Here is an 18,086-nt window from a genome sequence, read left to right on the forward strand (position 1 = left end):
CCCTACCACCCCAATTCGGTTAGAAAGGACTGTAATTGCTGCTGCCGTTCTGGTCCACTATCTTCGCTATAAGGGGAAAGACGTAAATCTCCAACAATTATTCCATCCCGCAGGTACAAGATCCGATTACCACGCAGTGCAGTCTTGAGATCATGAGTTACCATAATTATGCTCTGCCCCTGCTTATTCACCTCTGTCAGGACGCGCAGTACCCCTATTCCTGCTGAGCTATTAAGCGCTCCAGTCGGCTCATCAGCGAATACCGCCTTTGGGCTATTGATCAGGGCCCGGATAATTCCCGCCCGCTGAGCTTCGCCCCCAGAAATTTGAGCAGGAAACTTGCCCCAAACTGAATCATCCAGACCCACATCAGAGAGAAGTTTTTTGGCTTTCTTCACCGCCCCCACCCTATCCTTTTGCACAAGAAAAGCACTTGATAATACATTGTCGAGGACACTCATCGAATCAAGCAGATGGATCTGCTGAAACACAAATCCACAATTCTTTCGCCGGAATATCGCCAGCTGATCATTACTCATCGCTGTTATCTCTTGACCTTCAAACAAAACCTCTCCGAGTGTCGGCTTATCCATTCCTGAAATGGCATACAACAGTGTTGATTTACCAGATCCAGAGCTGCCCATAATAATCGTGAAATCACCATGATATAAGGTCAGATCTAGATTTTTTAGAACATGCTGCTGAGTCCCTCCATGGGAAAAGGTTTTTCCAAGCTTATGGGTCTGCATCAGCACTTTATGATTCACTTCGCTCATCTTGAACACTCCATTTACATTCATGCTCATTAATTACGCTGACTAATAACAGAAATTAAAGACCTAAGCGAAATTTAATGGCTGCAATCACAGGCTCATTCGTAATTGCAACCTTATCGTACGTTAAATGTTCTTAACATGTCTTTGTGCAATCCTTAGCGAATTCTTAATTCTATCCAGCTAAAGGAATCAACAGCTTTACAGTAAATCCATTCTGCCGGTTGGAACACACAATTTCGCCTTGCATTTTTTGCATCATATAACGAGAAATGTACAGACCTAGACCTGCACCGTTCTGGCTCATTGCCAAACTGCCCCGAAAAAATTTATTGAATATTAAAGGCAGCTCCTCCTCAGGAACACCCGGACCATAATCCTGAATATCAACCTCCAGATAATGATCCCTAATCTCGAATTTAATATCGATGGGGGTCTCGGAATTGGCGTATTTATAGGAATTGTTCACCACATTATCTATAACCTGCTGCAGACGCAGGGGATCCACCGTCAGGATACAGTCTGGCACTGCTGCTGCTGAAATCCGCTCATAGAAATTTACATTATTTATAATTTGGGTCAGTAGGTGACTATGCTCCTCCGTTAAGCTGACTTTTAGTTCATTCAATTCTTCCAAGGTGGAATGGAACATATCTGTGACCAGACGATCAATCTGATCTGCTTTGGAATATAAGGTGTTCAATTGTCTGCTTGTCTTCTCATCCCTAGCACTTAATAGCATCAGTTCCGTAATCGCCTTTAGCGAAGCGACAGGTGTCTTAATATCATGACTTAGGCTAGCAACCAGTTCCTTCTTACTCTTGTTCGCCAGATATTCGCTGTGCCTAGCCGCCGCAAGCTCTTCCCGCATCATATCGAAGCTTTCGGTAAAAGCACCAAATAGATGATTACGATCCATCGCAAGCGGAACTTCAAGATCACCTCTTGCAATATGCTTCGCGAATAGCTGCATTTTACGAAACGGACGAAGAATGGATCGATTCAGGAACCAAATATAGAGGATGCCTAGAATTGTAAGCAGAAGCAACATCACAACAGAAACTTGTATAAATTGTTGTTTCATATGTATAAAAACCGTACGATAATCATTATTAACAATCACTTTACCCACTATCTTATCCTGCTCAACAACATCGACTACGGTGTCCCGATTATTGATAGCTTCGTTAATCGTAACGGAAACCGCATTTTCAGTTTGATATTTAAGTGCTCCTGAAGTATCGATGATGGCGAAATCATAAGGACTTTCCTTGTACAGTTTCGGTTCAAGCTTGTCCCAATTCTGCTCCGTAATCTTAACGATGGTATTGATAGCTACTCGATCCGTTGATGTCTCCACCTTCAAGTTAACAATCAGGAATAAGAGAGTTATACTTGCAGCGAGAATAATGAGGAGTAGCGTTATCAGCAATTTTTTAGTCATAGCTATTTACCCTCGAAAGCATAACCGATACCCCATACGGTACGGATGAACTGTGGGTCATTAGGATTCTCCTCGATCTTCTCACGAAGATGACGTATGTGTACATTTAAGGTGCCATCTCCCGCAAAAACATCTCCCCAAACCCCTGTAAATAACTCCTCTTTGGGGATTACCCGATTTTTATGCTGAATCAAATACTTAAGTAATTTATATTCCATTGTTTTCAGCTTGAGGGGTACACCGTTAAGTGTAGCCCTTCGGAGTTCAGGATCAATTTGAACGGGTCCGGATTCAAGAAGAGAAACCTCCGCTACAACGCCGTTGTTGTACCGCTTTAGCACCGCCTTCACTTTAGCGAGCAGCACTCTAAGGGTATACGGCTTATGAATATAATCATCTCCCCCAATATCCAGCGCAATCAATACATCATCCTCACTGGAGCGGGCACTAATAAATAGAATGGGGATTCCAGTCGTTTGACGTAGCTCTTTGCATAACTGGAAGCCGGATTCACCACCTAGATTAATATCTAGGAGTAACATCGACACCTGATGCTCACTTAAAAATCTCCGACAAGCATCAGCGCTTGTAACAAACGCGGTTTGAACATCAAACAAATTAAAATATTCGCAGGTGGTCTCCGCAAGCTCAATTTCATCATCAATAATCAAACAATCATATTTCATGGATTTCTCTCCGCTTCAACAGAATTTATTATTATGTTAGAATATGCCTTTAAGGAGGGGTTACCTGTGGATATACAATTCCAGCGTCTGGAGCACTATTTAGATAAATACGAACAAAGCTGGCCATTAAGCGGCACAGTCTTAATAGCTCAGCGTGGAGAAATCAAGCTACATAAAGCCTACGGATATGCAAATCTTGAACATCAGGTCCCGAACACATTAGATACCAAATTCCGGATCTGGTCACTTACCAAATCTTTTACTGGCATGGCTATCCTGATGTTAAAAGAACAAAAACGTCTGAGACTGGATGATCCCATCCTAAAGTATCTTCCTGAGCACCATGCACTAGAGGGGATCACCATTCTTCATCTGCTGGGACATACCTCTGGTATAGCCAACTACACTTCCATACCCGAATATAATCAAAAATTAAATAAGCTAAAGCTAACTCCACAGGAAATGTTACAGCTATTTGTGAGTCAGCCGCCTGCCTTTATGCCTGGCACATCATTTGCCTATAACAACTCAGGTTATTATTTACTTGGGATGATTATTGAGAAGATTACAGGGATGACCTTTGAAGATTATATCACTACTTTTATATTACAGCCTTTGGGTATGGTAAATACAGGAATTTATAACAATTATCAAATCATTTCAAAATTAGCCTCACCTTATCATTCCTCTTGGGGAGAGTACACTCAAGGAGAATACATAGATATGAGCTCTATCCAGTCTGCTGGTGCGATGTATTCGACGGCTGCAGATCTTTTTCTGTGGGATCAAGCCTTGTACTCCGATCAATTAGTATCTCATGACACCTTGGAAATGGCCTTTCATTCCAGTAATCTTAAATATCGATTTGGTTGGTTCTTGGACGAACGCCTTGATCGAAAAAGAATGTATCACGGCGGTGCCTACCGCGGCTTTCGAAGTGAACTGCATCGATACCCGGAAGATCAAACGAGCGTCATCATGTTGACCAATTATGATTGCGTCCCTGTCACTAAGTTAACGGAATCGCTAGCTGGATTAGTATTTGGCGAACCTGTATGGGTGCCGACCTCTCCGCAAGCCTTTCCGCTTGAGGATAGCCTTTATGCAGAATATATGGGAACCTACGAGGGTTTTGGCTGCAAAGCAAGTGTAGAGCGTAGTGGCCAAGACTACTATTTTATCTGGAATGATGTAGAAGTCACTCCGTTTTATCCGATCTCGGAAACAAGATTCCATCATACCAAGCATGATACCGAATATGAATTTAAACGAAATGCTCAAGGTGAGCTTTCATTCCTGGGGATGCGTAAAAAACAAGACAAGTCTTAATTAGACATGTCTTGTTTTTCTTTTTATAAGTAATAAAGACTCAGGTTCATGTTCATGCTAGGCCTTGGCTATCATGATAAACTCAGCGAGAAGAACAAGTAATGCGGTAGTTACCCCAAGCGAATTAATTACAGTTAAGGCATCTGGGTAGCTTTCTTTCTTAAATTGTGAGAACAAAGACACCATCCATAATACACTGAAGAATAACGCGACCAATCCGGAAATAGCCTCACTGTCCACTTTTCTACTCTTCATAAAAAATCCTACTAGGCCAACGACTGTAAAAATCATATATATAGCAAGCTCTATGGATGTGATGACAATCGCCTCGCCTGCAGAGAACAAATGCATTAACGTGTATTGAATCCCCAAACAAATAAACACTAGCTGGTTAAAAGAAACTTTGCTCACCCTCATAGCGTATCTCCTTTTAATTTAAGTGAACTGCCATAAAAGATAACGCTTACATTATATCGATAATTTCAGTAATCCTCTGTGACTTTCAGTACTCTTGCGAATCTACGCATGAATATCTCTTTTTCCAAACGAAATATAGGTGACAGACAAACTGATAGCTATGATAATCACAGGGATCAGCAACACTTCCATAAAATCCTTTGCTCCGGTCAAGACTATATGTTGTGAGTTAACGACGTAGATTCCAGAAAACTTCATAACCTGCGTCGTTAAAGCATGGTCTGAAACCGCCCTTAGCCATGTTGAGGAAGCATCACGGAAATAACCGGATATCATGAAGTCTCCGAATATAATTAGAAAGGTTGCAACTACCGCAGAGGCTGTTCTTTTAATAATAAGGCCCACCATAATAATTAGAGTGGCATAAGCTGATAAATAAAGGATATTTAATCCCAGTACACGAGAAACCTGAATCAAGTCAGCATTTAAATTCCGATTACCGATGTCATTCCCAATTATCAAGGCAGCTATCATATACGTGAGATAAAATACTCCTGTAAATTGCAACATCCACCATACTATAATTTTTAAGGCAGAAAGATATTTCCCTGTGATGTAAATAAATCTACTTTGTCCTGAAGCAAGGATAACTTTGATAGACCCATATTCAAATCCTTCGGTTGAAAAAAAACATATGTATATTGGAATAATAAAATAAAAAAATATGGATAAAGGCATTACAATCGTTAAGGGTTCCGCGAGATTAGCGACTTCAAAACCACCTTTACTGCCAATCCAGAACGCTAATACCAGACTCGCTATAAGAAACAGCAGAGATATCCCCTTAAACATGGTATCCCTTTTTATAAAGTAAGACTCAGCTCTCAGTAAATTCCTCATCGCTCATTCTCCTATCAGATCCATGTAATAGTGCTCAAGATTCGCAGTAGACAGGCTGATTCCTTCAAGCGGGATACCCTCTCTAATTAACGTTGACATTAACTGTTCAAGATCGATCAAATCCTTGGGAATCAATATTTCTCCGGAAGCTGATAATGTGCTCGAATGAATATTAAGATCGTTCTTAAGTACGTTTATGGCTGCTTCTACTTCAACCGTTTTAATACAAATTTGCGTTTCGGCTGATTGCATGAGTTCTTCCACAGAGACTTCCTTAATGAACTGCCCTTTATGAATAAACCCGAATTTGGTAGCGAGCAATTGGAGTTCACTCAAAATATGGCTGGAAATCAAGATGGTAACCCCTTTTTCATGCACCAGCTTAGTCAATAATTTTCTCATCTCTACAATTCCCGTAGGATCAAGTCCATTAATCGGTTCATCCAAAACTATAAATTCCGGTTCGTTGAGAAGGGCAATTGCCAGTCCTAAGCGTTGACGCATGCCCAGAGAATAATCCGATGTGTTTTTGTGCTCAGCATCCGTAAGTCCCACCAGATTCAGTACATTTTTAATTCTGTCGGAATCCGTAATCCCATAAATCTTGCAATAAAAACTTAAACTCTCAGCAGCATTCATATGGGGGTAGAGAGCAGGGTGCTCTATTAAAATCCCCATTTTTCTCCTAACCCTTGCGATGTCCTTCTCACTACTTTTGCCCAGCAATTGAAAGGTCCCTTTTGTTGGATACACTAATCCACTGATTATTTTCATGAGTGTGGTTTTGCCTGCCCCATTCTCTCCTACTAGGCCATAGATATCTCCCTTTTGAATCTGCATATTTATATTTTGAAGCGCAGCTGCCCTACCATACTGTTTACTTAATCCCTCAGCTTCAAAGATTATTGTATTCATTGTTCAACTCCTCCATAGCATATTTACTCCTACTAATTGATATCAAATTAGCACGTTTACTAGAATTAATAATTAGGTTCGTAAAAAACACTGAAATAAATGTAACTTTCAACACTTCCAAGTGATTCCTAAAAGGATAACAGTTGATTCTAATCCCATATAATGTATTATTGCTTTATGTACAGGAGGGGAAAATCGCATGATACATATTGCCATTTGTGATGATGATTTCAAGACAACTGAATGTATTGAGAGATTGATCATTAACCATCCAGTTTATCGATCTGAAAACATAGAGGTATCCATATTCTATTCTGGTGAAAGCTTCACGAAAGCCATTCAGCTTGGCTGTCCATTTGATCTTGTTTTTATGGATATAGAAATGAAAGGAATAAGCGGAATAACAGCGGGCCATGTGCTACGGGGGGATTATGATAACGATTGGGTTCGGCTGATTTATGTTTCGAGCCACGAAGAGTATCATGTTCAGCTATTTGATGTTCAGCCTTCGGGATTTATAAAGAAACCTATACATAACGAATCTTTTGAAAAAAAACTATTCTCCATGATTCAGCAAATAAAGGTTAAGCGTCAACAAAACCAACCAAAATTACTGCCTGTACACCAAAGTGGAACTAAAATACTTATTCCAATCCGTAATATTATGTACTTGGCAAGTGACCGTCGAAAAATTATTCTGCAAACAACGGAAGATCAAACGGAATATTACAGTACTCTGTCAATAGAAGAAGAAAAGCTCCCTTCGAAGCAGTTTGTGCGGATTCATCAATCCTATCTTGTGAATTTCGATTACATCAAACAAATTCAGGGAAAAAGAATTGTGTTAACGAGCGGGGAAGAACTTCCGATCAGTGATAAGCAAAGCATTGTAGTGAAAAAGAGTTATTTGCAATTCAGGGGGAGTCTACTTGAATAATATTGTTCTGGATGAGTTGTTCTACGCTCTTACGCTAACTGCTCTCCCATTTATCATCCATTATTTCTATAATCATTGTTTCTCACGACTTTTGGAATCCAAAATGATCCTTTATACCGTTTACACTGCCTATTATATTTTCGTACTCCTACTGCATTATAGTCCACTCCCTGGATTATGGATGCTTGGGCTCAATATAGCGGGAGTCGTACTTTTGTCCTTTTTGTACAAGGGGAAAATACAATGGCGTTTTGGCGCCGCTTTATTCATCGTCGCACTCATTATGCTATCAGATGCAGCTACTGCGCCTGTGTATACGACCAGCGGATACATCTTTACCTTGTTTTTGTCTAAGCTTTTGATGTTTTTACTGGTGAAGATCACACTTCGTTTCACTAAGGCCTTTGGCGAGGGGAATTTAGGGAGCTGGTATTGGATCGGGCTGTTCTGTTTTCCATTTATCAGCATTTTCAGTATTGCAAAATTATCGGGCGAGCTATCCTTACGGGAATATCCGATCTTGTATCCGATTTTGTCCGGTGGAATGCTGTTGATCAACTTCCTGATCATTCTTTTATGCGATCGCGTACTAACCATACATTCGGCACAGAATAAAAACCACTTGCTGGAACAACAAAACACCTACTATATGAACCAGTATTTGCTCACAAAGGAAAGGCAGCAAGAAGTCTTTACGTTTCAACATGATTTCAGGAATATCTTGCTGGGTCTGAGGTCACAATTACAAGCCGGGGAGAAAGAAGCAGGACTGAACGATGTGGATAAGCTGCTTGGAGTACTCGAACTCTCATCAGGGGGTTGTAATACCGGCTCTATCCTTATCGACTCCATCATTAATGACAAGCAGCAATTCGCTAAAAAGCTGGGGATTTCCTTTCAAACAGACATTAAGATTCCACCTCAGCTTAACCTGGATACTTATGCATTTAGCATTATTCTAGGGAACATTCTCGATAATGCCATCGAAGCGTGCAGACATCCAGCTGTGACTCAGCCCTATATTAATTTCCAACTACATTATCATAAGGGTACGTTATTTATTAGAATACAGAATCCATATCAACATTCAATACGTACCAATCATTTCGGAGAACTAGCCACAACAAAACGAGACAAGCATTTTCATGGTATCGGTCTGCAAAGCGTAAAAAAGGCGGTTGAGGAAACCGGCGGAATATGGGATATCACCTATGAAAACCATATTTTCCAAGTGGAAATTTGTCTCTTTAACATTGAGGTCTTATCAGTTGCAGAAACGGAGCAAAAATGCACCTCATAGAAAGATATCGGACCCAGAGGGTTTTCCAATGTTTATTCTAAGGGGTGCATTTTAGTCACAAGTATACTTCTATTATTTTACTTACGGTTCGATTGCAAATTTAGACGAAAACGAAATACTGCATCTTCACCGTACCACATAGGGAAATTCGTGCCCCAGATATTGTTGTGCAAATTAAAATGCCATCCTTTATCTAAGGAGACAAAAGAATTATCGAATTGCAGCAGTCTTTTTTGACCCGGTGCAGCCAAAGCAGCATCCATAGTTTCGATAAAGGCGCTCCCATCTGCACCCTGATAACTAACGCCACGTCCAATGGCATGAAGATTACGATTCCCGTCCTTCACTACACGCAAAGGTGAGACTGGCAAGCCCATCTTCTCCATCATCCAAAGATTAGGATTATCGACATTCAATGCACATCCGAACCAACTTGCTTCCGGAAGACGGTTGGCATCTTTCCCAAACCATTGCAGTGATACGTCAACCGTACCTTCATGCTCAAAATCATACATTATTTCGAGTTCCTTCGGAGCGCCATACCCTTCATGCGCTTGTGTTGGCATGCGTAAACGAAGCACGAATTGGTTACTGTTTATTCGCTTCATATCAGTCACGAAGGGCTCATAAAGTTGATGACTAGGCAATGGTCGAACGAATTCAAAGCCAGGCTTGTTAAAGTCAGCATCGGACCATGGGTGGGTCAAGCCTAAATTTTGCATATAGGTGCGGAAGTATCTGGCGTAGTCCTCCGTTCCAAACGTCTCATAGGTATAAACGCCGAAGGGATGGCTTTCATCAATCCATACTTTTCCATTGGCATCCGATAAATGAATAAGTGCGCCGTTCACACCAAAGGACAATTTATAACCTTCAACCGCATATACTTCTTGGACACCAGCCTGCTTAGCATCAGCGGATATATCTCTCCTAGCAGGTTCTAATCTACCGAATGCTTCCTTTGCCTCCGCTTGTTTATCTTCATCCAGGCAAGCGACGGCCTGATCCAGATAGCCCCGTTGCTCAGCCCAAGAACGTTCGATCATCGAATATGTTCGGACGCTCTGCTCAGATGCAAATAGGCCACTAGAATGCTTATCGAATTCATCCATAGCAAAGGCACCTATATAATTGAATTTCGCCGGGATCTCATCTACATTAATTAAGTCTTTGATTCTAGCCGCATTAAAATCTGTTTTCGCATAGTTCCGAAAGTCAGGAAGCCACTTCTTTACGTCTAATCCCCATGTATGCTCTACTACCAACAACATAGCATCGCTCATCCCTTTATAGGCATCACTATGCTCGTCTAAGCTTCCTTCGGACAGCCATTTACTTCTCAAGCGCTGAAGCTCCCGAAGCTTGGCAAGCTTTAACGGATCCGTACCTGCACCATGAATCCAAGTATCACCGATTTCTTCACATACTACAGGAAGTTGTTCGCGAACCTTCAAAAGACTTCTCGCGAATTCATCCAGTGAAGATGCTATAATCTCAGCGTCAGGGTATCGTTCTTGGATTTCACGGAATTGCTCCTCGATTTCCTCAGCGCTTGGCGGCCCACAATTGTCACCCGTATGCGCAAATAGCAATATATCGTCAATCCCTTCAACCTCTACCGGCTCACCGTAGCTTCCAGCATAGTTCACAATCAGTTCACTGCCATCCTCCGCCTGCCATCGAAACAGCTTGGGTACATCAGGACGCATAGAAGCTGGATTTACTCCGAGATGCATATACTGAATACCTGCTTTGTACATGTATGGAACCATGGAAAGTGTGTGACCAGGCACATCTGTCATTTTGGCGGCTATCGTTTGTTTTCCAAATTGTTGGTCAAGCGCTTGGCTGATCGATAGTCCATATCGGAAAAGCTCCATATCCATCAGTTCAGTATGGGTTGTGAACGGTAATCCATGCCACACAATATGTCCCTTACGGATCGCCTGCTCCATCGCTTCTTTTTCCGAAGCAGGTGCATGATCTAAATAATAACGAATCAGCCAGGAGCCGGTTGTCCATACAAATTGTGCGCGGCCCCCTTCAGCTTCAAGTGTATCAGCCAAAGCAATCGCTTTCGGTATATATTCCTCCATGTATTGTCTTAACACATGTGCAGCCATATTCGTGAATCCGATATCCAAATGTGTTTTAAATACAACATGGACCTTCTTAGTGTTATTCATTTTCCCACCCTGCCTCCGTTAGGTTATCGCTTATTGAAAACTGAAATTCGGAATAATCTATTTTCAGACTAATATATGTCACTGATCTATACAATCGAATAATCTAGAATAATATGATAATTTCATTGAAAAAACATCTATATCACTGATACGAAAAAGCTCTTTCCTCTACCAAAATAGTGGAGGAAAGAGCTTCAATGGTAATTAACACCTAAATCTATCAACGCCGTAGGGTCGAACGGAGCTCCGCTCGACGATGGTGGTATCGATTTTAATCGTTAGCGCACCTTCACGTGAATTCTCCATCCGTTTAACAACTCGTTGTACAGCAGCTTGTCCGAGTTTCTCTGTCGCTTGTCTCGCAGTAGTTAATGGAACTGGCAGCAAGCTCGCCAATTGAATATCTGTGAATCCTATGATGGATAATTGATCCGGAACCCATAATTGCATGGAAATTGCCGTGTACAAGCACGATGTAGCGATATAGTCGTCTGCGCATACCACTGCCGATAGCATCGAATTATTACCTAAGAACGACGCTAACTGTACATTTGGTGCATTCAACTGATGCATATAATCTTCTAAGTAATTCAAATATAAATTACGGCTGTTTACCGGCAGATCATGATCCAGCATCGCTTGAAGATAACCTCTATACCGATCTTCTCTACTCGTCACACCGTCAAATGGCATTGAAATATATCCGATTTCCTGATGACCTTTTTCAATCAAATACTGGGTGGTCTTATAAGCCCCATGGTAATGATCATGGTAAACACAATCAAGCTGTACCTCTCGAAAGATACGATCGATAATCACTAGAGGGTAGTTAAGTAGACTCAGCTCTAACACTTTCTCACTGCACTGCGTACTCCCACGCGGATAAAAAATAATACCCTCTACTTGATCGTCGTACAGTTCTTGCAAGCATATACTTTCGTCTTCCTTATCCGCAGTCATTCGAATGAGTAAATGACAATCCGCTTCACGCGCTTCTTTTTCAACGGAAGCAATGATTCTCCCGATATAATCGTCTATGTTAGGAATTACCAATGCAATCCTTCGCATCGGTTTCTTCTCCTCTATTGCCTTTAGCACCAGTTCCTCAGAATGTGCTTGATAATCAGCAGATACGAATGTGCCGCGACGGGCATGGCGATAAACGATCCCTTTTTTCTCCAAGATCTGCAGAGCAAGCTTCGCTGTCATGCGGCTGACCCCGTACAACTTGGCAATCTCCCCTTCAGATGGGACGAGATCATGTGGCTGAAGCTTTCTCTTCCGGATTTCTTCCATCACATGATTTGCAGTCTGTATATACAATAGCGGTTTCCGCTCTTTTTGATGATCCTGATTGTCCATTCGAGCCTTCACCCTTTACGCTTCTATACCGTTATTACTGTATGTAGTTCCTCATTGAGCTTGTCGATTAGCTCTATCAATTCAATCGGCTCACTGATCGTATAGTCTGGTTGTTCGGATTCATCGGCAGGGGTGTGTGGATAACGCGTCGTCCAGCTTTGAAAAATACTCGTAATGCCGAGCGCGTTCGCCCCCTTCATATCACGACTTAAGTTATTTCCTACCATGACAGTGCGTGAAAAGTCTGCTTCAGATAAATCAAGAGCGCCGATAGCGGCTTTGAACATTCGAGAGCTAGGCTTAACCGCCTTAATATTCTCTGAGATAATCATGGCCGTAAAATATTCATTAAGCCCATGCTGATTAAATACGTTTTTGAATGATTGCGTGTCCCCGTCAGCGACCAACGCCAATGTATAGCCCTTCTCATGCAAAGATCTGATCATGACATCCGCACCTGGAATAAGCTCCGCTGTAAGCACGATTCCGTCCTCGTCTCTAATCTCCGTGGATTCATCCACGATCGTATCTCCACTATCCAAAAAAACAATGATTTTCTTCTGCTCCATCCCTCACATCACATCTCCATCCCCAAATATTCACATTTCAAATCCCGCTCTAAATTTTTCGAATGGGACATCTTGTTCTCAAAATAGAATGAACAGTGGATTTATAAGCTGCATTATCAATAGGAGATCACCACTTGAGAAACAAGCAATCTGTTATAATCGTAACGATTCCATTATCTGATATCAAGAAATATATCATTTTTGATTTTGTCGCCGGATCGGTCTTTTACTTTGCGATTAAATTCCCTTTCCATTCTTTCATAGCCGCATACGCTGGCAGCATGTTCGGCCCTATGCTCATTCGCCAATCCATGAAAATCGTTCGAAACCGTGCTAAAGCTTAAGCCATGTATGACAAGCGTTCAACCTTGCTGTATGTATTTAAGGAATTGTTCAATCTGTTTTTTATGATGCTTATCGTGTGGAATAAAACTTCTCAAATACTTACGAATACTGAATTTTTTCCGGTCTGCATCCTTATATTCCACATCGCATTCTTCATCAGTTAATCCTGATACTGCATCTAAAATCCTAGTTCTGTAGAGCAGAAATTGTTCAATCAATGTTTGTTTAGATAACAATTTGGCATACTCCACAGCGTTAGCATTAAACTCGTTAAAATCCAGATGTTTCGTTGTTAACGGTTCCTTCAAAAGAATCTTCTTTATAGCACCTTCATAGAAATACTTATCCCAAAGCATAAGATGACATAAAATATCCTTTACGGTCCATTTCCCAGTCGCTATAGGCATATTCCAATGTTTATCTGGCACCTCTTCTAAAGATTCTACGAATGGAATAAGGGATTTAAATTCGAATAGCATCTGCTCTTTTGTTCTTACTGCCATAGAAGCTAACCTCCATGTGAATATAAAATAGTCTGACAAAAAGATTATGCAGCTTCATCCTTGGAAGCAGTTATGAGATCAGCCTCAGTAGATTCTGGATTCAGCCAAATCTCAATCATCTCATGGGTACGCTTTACATCATTTTCATCGAGTATATAATACCATTGATCCGTATGTTTTCCTTCCCCTTGCAGCATATGACTCGTTATTTCAGGGGTTCCACCTTCAAGAATTACCTTCTTAGCCAAATCCAGAATAAAATCTGACTTCATATTGGTTTTAAAATTACTGCCAGCAATTTCGATAATGTTCTGGATATTAAGAATATTATCGATTCTCTTCATCCGATCAAGCGCTGCTTTTAGGAAAATCCGTTGTCGCTCTGTTCGCTTAAAGTCAGAGTCTTCTCGATATCTTACATACATTAAAGCTTCCTTACCGGAATAGATCGGTTTGTTCGGCTCAATTCTTAATTTCTCATGATCAGGGCTCTTATTCTCGATCACCTTGGTGATTGGAAGCACCACGCCCCCTAGCGCATCCGTCACGCCAACAAGCCCGTTAAAATTAATAGTAGCATAGTAATCAATTGGCGCATTCAACAGATTCTTAACAGTATCTACACTCATCTGAGGACCACCGTAGGAATGTGCCGCATTAATCTTGGTTTCTTTTCTTGCACCTTTGATATTTTCCGCTCCAATTATTTCTGCATATGAATCACGGGGAATAGAGACGAGCAGTGCTTTATGGTTCTCAGGTCGAATGACAGTATAAATAATGGAGTCAGAAAGTCCATTCTCTTTACCACTCTGATCGGTGCCTAGCAGCAGGATAGAAAAAGGACGATTTTTATTTTCTGTCATTGCCTGAATTCCATCGTCTTCTGTTTCTTTTAACGGTACATAAGATTCATCAAGAGTGTGCTCTATAGTTGGTACTACAACATTATCAAACCCAAAAATCATTAATTCTTTACGGAAAATAAAACTTCCCAACCCAACAATAAGTACGATCGCAAGCGAAAAATACCAGATCTTCATTTTCTTGCTGATTTTATTCTTCTTTACCTTCTTTTTCTCGATTCTACTTAAAGCATATGAAGCAGGTGGAGGCGTACTCTGATTATTTTTCATTGGATGAATTACCCTTTCTGTACATGCGACTTCTCACCATTAATGAACATCACTTTTTACTTGTGCCTACCCTCCATTACCTAAATATCCCATTATTATAGACGATCTTTGGATCGATAAGTTTCTTTTTATAAGAAATTTTTAAGGCAAAAAAAAGACCTCATCCTAACAAGGATGGGTCTACCATGTTTATTGAGGTTACTAGATTTTGTTCAGAATCGTATCGATCTCACTTTTCAGTAAAAGATACCTGACAACACTTCTCATGATCGGAACTTTAGTTAACTTATGCTGATCAACATAGCTTTTCATTTGATCTTTAGACAGACCGAGCAAGTTACCGGCTTCAGACACCGTCAATACTTCCTTGTTACTTGTAGCGTTAAAGGTCTTCTTCACTTTTAAATTCCAGTCTTCAAACACTTGCATTTACATCCGCCACCTTTCTACTAAGCGAGAAATATAAGACATAAAGTATTGTGTGAAACTTATAATTTCTTATATATAAAAAAATCCCCAAACTAGAAGTTTGGGGATTTTTTTCACAACTTTAGAGTTTTACAACATTCTCAGCTTGTTGACCACGATTGCCTTGAACTACGTTAAATTCTACACGTTGTCCTTCATCCAAAGATTTGAATCCGTCGCCAGTGATTGCGCTGAAATGTACGAATACGTCTTCTCCGCCTTCAACCTCAATAAAACCAAAGCCTTTGTCTGCGTTAAACCATTTCACTGTTCCTGTTTGCATAATATAATTACCACCTTTTTTTAATTTACATGTTATTCTTATCCCAAAAAAATCTCTTACAAAATCTCTAAAAAAATAAAAATTCACATATGGTACAAGGTTATTGTCATCTAAAGAATAACCCTCTACGCTATGTGAATTCGCTAGGTAACTGCTTTCGATAAATTGATTATAGCACATCTGAAGTCATGTAGATACACTTTTGCATGATGTAATAAATGGAAGAACCCTGATCCTTTAGAAAAGGACAGGGTTTCCCGCTTGTAATCACGACATCACATGCATTCTAAATTTTAAAATAAGACAATTTGTCCAGCAAATCTTGCACCATCGAGCTGAGGGATTCCGTCGAAGCAGAGATCTCTTCCATAGAAGCAAGCTGCTCCTCAGAGGCTGCGGCTACACTTTGTGAATCCGCGGACGCTTCTGAGGCAAGTTCGGCTAATACTTTGACACTAGCTGAAATTTGCTCTGTACCAGCAGTCATCTGCTGTGCGGCTGCAGATACCTCCTGAATTTGATCTGTAACCTGTGTCATTTCAGCAAGAATCGATGTAAACAAAAGATCACTATCAGACACACTCTGCACACCAATACGTACTTGCTCATTACCAACGGCCATAGCCTGTGAGGCTTGATTTGTATCTTTGACCACATGTTCGACTAATTCAGTAACTTGTTCGGCAGCTTGTTTCGTCTGATCCGCCAACATCCGTATTTCCGATGCCACTACAGCAAATCCACGACCATGCTCACCCACTCTGGAGGCTTCAATCGCTGCGTTTAATGCCAATAGATTAGTTTGTTTACTAATGCTCGAGATCAAACCAATAATCCCGCTAATCTGGACAGATCTTTCACCTAATCGTTCGATCGCCAGACTGGTCTCGTCAACAGATTGCTTGAGCTCTGTCATCTGGCTCACCGCCATTTGCAGCTGCGCACTGCCTCTCTGCGTTTGATCGGTTACTTCATCTGCTGATGCAGACACCGCTGATGAAGAGTCAGCAATACGTTGCACTCCAACGCTAAGATCGCTCATGGCCAGAGAAGATTCTCCCGCATAATCATTCTGTAACTGCGCTCCCTCGGCTACTCGCCCAATAGACACAGCGATCTGTTCAGCAGCTTTCCCTGTCTGTTCAGCGTTAGCTGTTAATTCTTCGGAAGTAGCTCCCACTGACATCGATAAATCAGCCACAAGTCCAAACATTTCTCGAAGCTTATGTGTCATCTGATTAAAGTGTGTGGACATCTTACCGAATTCATCATTATTCCGAATCTGCAAGGTTTGTGTTAAATCGCCTTGAGCCATAAGCTGCAATTTCTCAGATAACACTCGAAGTGGTTTGATCACCATAAACCATAATTGAACGACTATAACTATTCCTAGAATCGACATCCCAACAAGCATGATAATAAAAGATTCTGTTTTAGCTTGTTCGTAGTCAGCCATGATTGTAGTTTTAGGAATCGCTGTCTGCGTATACCATACCTGATCACTTTCCGGCATAGGAATTGGAACAAAAATTCGGAGTACATTTTCTCCTTTGGAATTATGCGTGTACCCCTGAACCGTCTCTCCATTCTTCACTTGTTTCCAGAGTGCCGCTTTCTGCTCCGTATCACCAAAATCTTTAAGTACACTTGCTGGATCATTTGGATTAGCTGCATATTTACCGTTACCCGTGATTAGAGAAACGTATCCTCCCATAGGTTTATATTTATCAGCATCCTCCTGGAGCTTTGATAACGATACATCAAACCCTACCGTCCCAAGAAAAGTACCCGATTTGTCTAAAATGGGCAGCATTACCGAAATCATCTCTATAGCCCCACCGCTCGTATCATAGGAATAGGGTTCAATGTAGATCGGTCTTTTCTCTTTTTTAGGTAAAAGGTAATAATCACCCGCCCCTTCTACATCGTAATTCTTTAAGGCTTCAACCGTTATTGAACCTTGATTTCTAAGAACATAAGGAATAAAACGCCCCGAAGCATCATCATATGGTGTCTTATTAATATTAGCCTGATCGTTTTGATCGAAGGCATTGGGTTCCCACAGTGTACTAATTGCAAAAAGCTCAGGTCTATTCTCAAGCATCGATTTCATTGTAGAAACAACTTCTTCACGACTCAAGCTTTGACCTTCTCTTGATTCAACCAGTACTTCTGTGAATACCTTGGCTGCCGACTCTATGTCTATCAGAGTATTCTGAATAGTTTCCGCATAACTTCGCCCAGCAACTTCCGCCTCTAGTTCACCGTTCGATATGCTCACACTTCGCAAATTCAGCAAATTTGCAACCAAACTAAAGAAAAAGATCACGATGATAACTAAACTTACTACCAGAACAAATTTAACCGTTAAAGAAAGCCTTCGATATAATGCCATCTAAACAACTCCACTCTAGGATAATATACCTTATCTTTAATCGACAAAATGCGACTAACCCTAAATAGGTCTTATTTCCTATAATTTTAGTGATAAAAATTTAAAATGCATATCTTTTCAAAAAGTATGTTTAAATAA

At 40.9% G+C, this 18,086-nt stretch carries 18 protein-coding genes; 4 read left to right on the forward strand and 14 right to left on the reverse strand.

The window, feature by feature from the left end; all coding sequences use genetic code 11:
• Positions 1 to 2: 2 nt before the first annotated feature.
• The 3 genes from ACDZ28_RS28680 to ACDZ28_RS28690 all read right to left on the reverse strand — a co-directional run bounded on the left by ACDZ28_RS28680 (position 3) and on the right by ACDZ28_RS28690 (position 2,903).
• Positions 3 to 806: an ABC transporter ATP-binding protein gene (locus ACDZ28_RS28680; RefSeq protein ID WP_375103411.1), complete on the reverse strand. Its 804-nt coding sequence runs from the start codon at positions 804 to 806 to the stop codon at positions 3 to 5.
• Between the two features lie 142 nt (positions 807 to 948).
• On the reverse strand, positions 949 to 2,217 hold the full coding sequence (locus tag ACDZ28_RS28685; protein WP_042129354.1) for a HAMP domain-containing sensor histidine kinase: 1,269 nt from the start codon (positions 2,215 to 2,217) through the stop codon (positions 949 to 951).
• A 2-nt stretch (positions 2,218 to 2,219) separates the two neighbouring features.
• Positions 2,220 to 2,903 (reverse strand): response regulator transcription factor, encoded by a 684-nt coding sequence (locus ACDZ28_RS28690; protein WP_375103412.1) that lies wholly within the window; start codon positions 2,901 to 2,903, stop codon positions 2,220 to 2,222.
• Between the two features lie 66 nt (positions 2,904 to 2,969).
• On the opposite strand from ACDZ28_RS28690, the gene ACDZ28_RS28695 reads away from it, so the two are divergent.
• Positions 2,970 to 4,232, forward strand: a complete 1,263-nt coding sequence (locus ACDZ28_RS28695; RefSeq protein ID WP_375103413.1) for a serine hydrolase domain-containing protein — start codon at positions 2,970 to 2,972, stop codon at positions 4,230 to 4,232.
• A gap of 57 nt (positions 4,233 to 4,289) precedes the next feature.
• Here the strand turns inward: ACDZ28_RS28695 and ACDZ28_RS28700 are convergent, their stop codons facing one another.
• The 3 genes from ACDZ28_RS28700 to ACDZ28_RS28710 form a co-directional block, all read right to left on the reverse strand.
• Entirely contained in the window at positions 4,290 to 4,649 is a 360-nt protein-coding gene (locus ACDZ28_RS28700) for a hypothetical protein (RefSeq protein ID WP_042129358.1), read from the reverse strand.
• 102 nt (positions 4,650 to 4,751) lie between these two features.
• On the reverse strand, positions 4,752 to 5,549 hold the full coding sequence (locus ACDZ28_RS28705) for an ABC transporter permease (RefSeq protein ID WP_042129360.1): 798 nt from the start codon (positions 5,547 to 5,549) through the stop codon (positions 4,752 to 4,754).
• Positions 5,550 to 5,552: 3 nt separating this feature from the next.
• Complete coding sequence (locus ACDZ28_RS28710) at positions 5,553 to 6,464, reverse strand: ABC transporter ATP-binding protein (RefSeq protein ID WP_076120753.1); 912 nt, start codon at positions 6,462 to 6,464, stop codon at positions 5,553 to 5,555.
• Between the two features lie 199 nt (positions 6,465 to 6,663).
• Here ACDZ28_RS28710 and ACDZ28_RS28715 point away from each other — a divergent pair, with 199 nt between their 5' ends.
• Positions 6,664 to 7,401, forward strand: a complete 738-nt coding sequence (locus ACDZ28_RS28715) for a LytTR family DNA-binding domain-containing protein (protein WP_042129365.1) — start codon at positions 6,664 to 6,666, stop codon at positions 7,399 to 7,401.
• Positions 7,394 to 8,701 (forward strand): ATP-binding protein, encoded by a 1,308-nt coding sequence (locus ACDZ28_RS28720; RefSeq protein ID WP_076120755.1) that lies wholly within the window; start codon positions 7,394 to 7,396, stop codon positions 8,699 to 8,701. Before ACDZ28_RS28715 ends, ACDZ28_RS28720 begins: the two co-directional genes overlap by 8 nt.
• 77 nt (positions 8,702 to 8,778) lie before the next feature.
• Here the strand turns inward: ACDZ28_RS28720 and ACDZ28_RS28725 are convergent, their stop codons facing one another.
• The 3 genes from ACDZ28_RS28725 to ACDZ28_RS28735 form a co-directional block, all read right to left on the reverse strand.
• Positions 8,779 to 10,887 carry a DUF5054 domain-containing protein gene (locus tag ACDZ28_RS28725; protein WP_375103414.1) on the reverse strand — a complete coding sequence of 703 codons (2,109 nt, stop codon included), beginning with the start codon at positions 10,885 to 10,887 and terminating at the stop codon, positions 8,779 to 8,781.
• 204 nt (positions 10,888 to 11,091) lie between these two features.
• Positions 11,092 to 12,249, reverse strand: coding sequence for a GntR family transcriptional regulator (locus ACDZ28_RS28730; protein WP_339287357.1), 1,158 nt, complete (start codon positions 12,247 to 12,249; stop codon positions 11,092 to 11,094).
• A 23-nt stretch (positions 12,250 to 12,272) separates the two neighbouring features.
• Positions 12,273 to 12,818 (reverse strand): HAD family hydrolase, encoded by a 546-nt coding sequence (locus tag ACDZ28_RS28735; protein ID WP_339287358.1) that lies wholly within the window; start codon positions 12,816 to 12,818, stop codon positions 12,273 to 12,275.
• Between the two features lie 134 nt (positions 12,819 to 12,952).
• Between ACDZ28_RS28735 and ACDZ28_RS28740 the strand changes: the two genes are divergently transcribed.
• Positions 12,953 to 13,162 (forward strand): hypothetical protein, encoded by a 210-nt coding sequence (locus tag ACDZ28_RS28740; RefSeq protein WP_339287359.1) that lies wholly within the window; start codon positions 12,953 to 12,955, stop codon positions 13,160 to 13,162.
• A gap of 18 nt (positions 13,163 to 13,180) precedes the next feature.
• Here ACDZ28_RS28740 and ACDZ28_RS28745 read toward each other — a convergent pair whose 3' ends face one another.
• The 5 genes from ACDZ28_RS28745 to ACDZ28_RS28765 form a co-directional block, all read right to left on the reverse strand.
• Positions 13,181 to 13,666, reverse strand: a complete 486-nt coding sequence (locus ACDZ28_RS28745) for a DinB family protein (protein WP_339287360.1) — start codon at positions 13,664 to 13,666, stop codon at positions 13,181 to 13,183.
• 44 nt (positions 13,667 to 13,710) lie between these two features.
• A complete protein-coding gene (locus tag ACDZ28_RS28750) occupies positions 13,711 to 14,802 on the reverse strand; it encodes an LCP family protein (protein WP_339287361.1) in 1,092 nt (363 codons plus the stop codon).
• Between the two features lie 201 nt (positions 14,803 to 15,003).
• Entirely contained in the window at positions 15,004 to 15,231 is a 228-nt protein-coding gene (locus tag ACDZ28_RS28755; RefSeq protein WP_042129374.1) for a helix-turn-helix domain-containing protein, read from the reverse strand.
• Between the two features lie 121 nt (positions 15,232 to 15,352).
• Positions 15,353 to 15,553: a cold-shock protein gene (locus ACDZ28_RS28760; protein WP_036685790.1), complete on the reverse strand. Its 201-nt coding sequence runs from the start codon at positions 15,551 to 15,553 to the stop codon at positions 15,353 to 15,355.
• Positions 15,554 to 15,839: 286 nt separating this feature from the next.
• Positions 15,840 to 17,948, reverse strand: a complete 2,109-nt coding sequence (locus ACDZ28_RS28765) for a methyl-accepting chemotaxis protein (protein ID WP_339287362.1) — start codon at positions 17,946 to 17,948, stop codon at positions 15,840 to 15,842.
• Positions 17,949 to 18,086 lie beyond the last annotated feature (138 nt).

The sequence above is a fragment of the Paenibacillus sp. RS8 genome, from assembly GCF_041956825.1.
Classification (GTDB): domain Bacteria; phylum Bacillota; class Bacilli; order Paenibacillales; family Paenibacillaceae; genus Paenibacillus_AQ.

What these genes read in the sequence shown, in the direction of transcription:
- ACDZ28_RS28680 (WP_375103411.1), bottom strand. Translation starts at nt 806, where the DNA reads ATGAGCATGAATGTAAATGGAGTGTTCAAGATGAGCGAAGTGAATCAT.
- ACDZ28_RS28685 (WP_042129354.1), bottom strand. Translation starts at nt 2,217, where the DNA reads ATGACTAAAAAATTGCTGATAACGCTACTCCTCATTATTCTCGCTGCA.
- ACDZ28_RS28690 (WP_375103412.1), bottom strand. Translation starts at nt 2,903, where the DNA reads ATGAAATATGATTGTTTGATTATTGATGATGAAATTGAGCTTGCGGAG.
- ACDZ28_RS28700 (WP_042129358.1), bottom strand. Translation starts at nt 4,649, where the DNA reads ATGAGGGTGAGCAAAGTTTCTTTTAACCAGCTAGTGTTTATTTGTTTG.
- ACDZ28_RS28705 (WP_042129360.1), bottom strand. Translation starts at nt 5,549, where the DNA reads ATGAGGAATTTACTGAGAGCTGAGTCTTACTTTATAAAAAGGGATACC.
- ACDZ28_RS28710 (WP_076120753.1), bottom strand. Translation starts at nt 6,464, where the DNA reads ATGAATACAATAATCTTTGAAGCTGAGGGATTAAGTAAACAGTATGGT.
- ACDZ28_RS28715 (WP_042129365.1), top strand. Translation starts at nt 6,664, where the DNA reads ATGATACATATTGCCATTTGTGATGATGATTTCAAGACAACTGAATGT.
- ACDZ28_RS28725 (WP_375103414.1), bottom strand. Translation starts at nt 10,887, where the DNA reads ATGAATAACACTAAGAAGGTCCATGTTGTATTTAAAACACATTTGGAT.
- ACDZ28_RS28730 (WP_339287357.1), bottom strand. Translation starts at nt 12,249, where the DNA reads ATGGACAATCAGGATCATCAAAAAGAGCGGAAACCGCTATTGTATATA.
- ACDZ28_RS28735 (WP_339287358.1), bottom strand. Translation starts at nt 12,818, where the DNA reads ATGGAGCAGAAGAAAATCATTGTTTTTTTGGATAGTGGAGATACGATC.
- ACDZ28_RS28745 (WP_339287360.1), bottom strand. Translation starts at nt 13,666, where the DNA reads ATGGCAGTAAGAACAAAAGAGCAGATGCTATTCGAATTTAAATCCCTT.
- ACDZ28_RS28750 (WP_339287361.1), bottom strand. Translation starts at nt 14,802, where the DNA reads ATGAAAAATAATCAGAGTACGCCTCCACCTGCTTCATATGCTTTAAGT.
- ACDZ28_RS28755 (WP_042129374.1), bottom strand. Translation starts at nt 15,231, where the DNA reads ATGCAAGTGTTTGAAGACTGGAATTTAAAAGTGAAGAAGACCTTTAAC.
- ACDZ28_RS28760 (WP_036685790.1), bottom strand. Translation starts at nt 15,553, where the DNA reads ATGCAAACAGGAACAGTGAAATGGTTTAACGCAGACAAAGGCTTTGGT.
- ACDZ28_RS28765 (WP_339287362.1), bottom strand. Translation starts at nt 17,948, where the DNA reads ATGGCATTATATCGAAGGCTTTCTTTAACGGTTAAATTTGTTCTGGTA.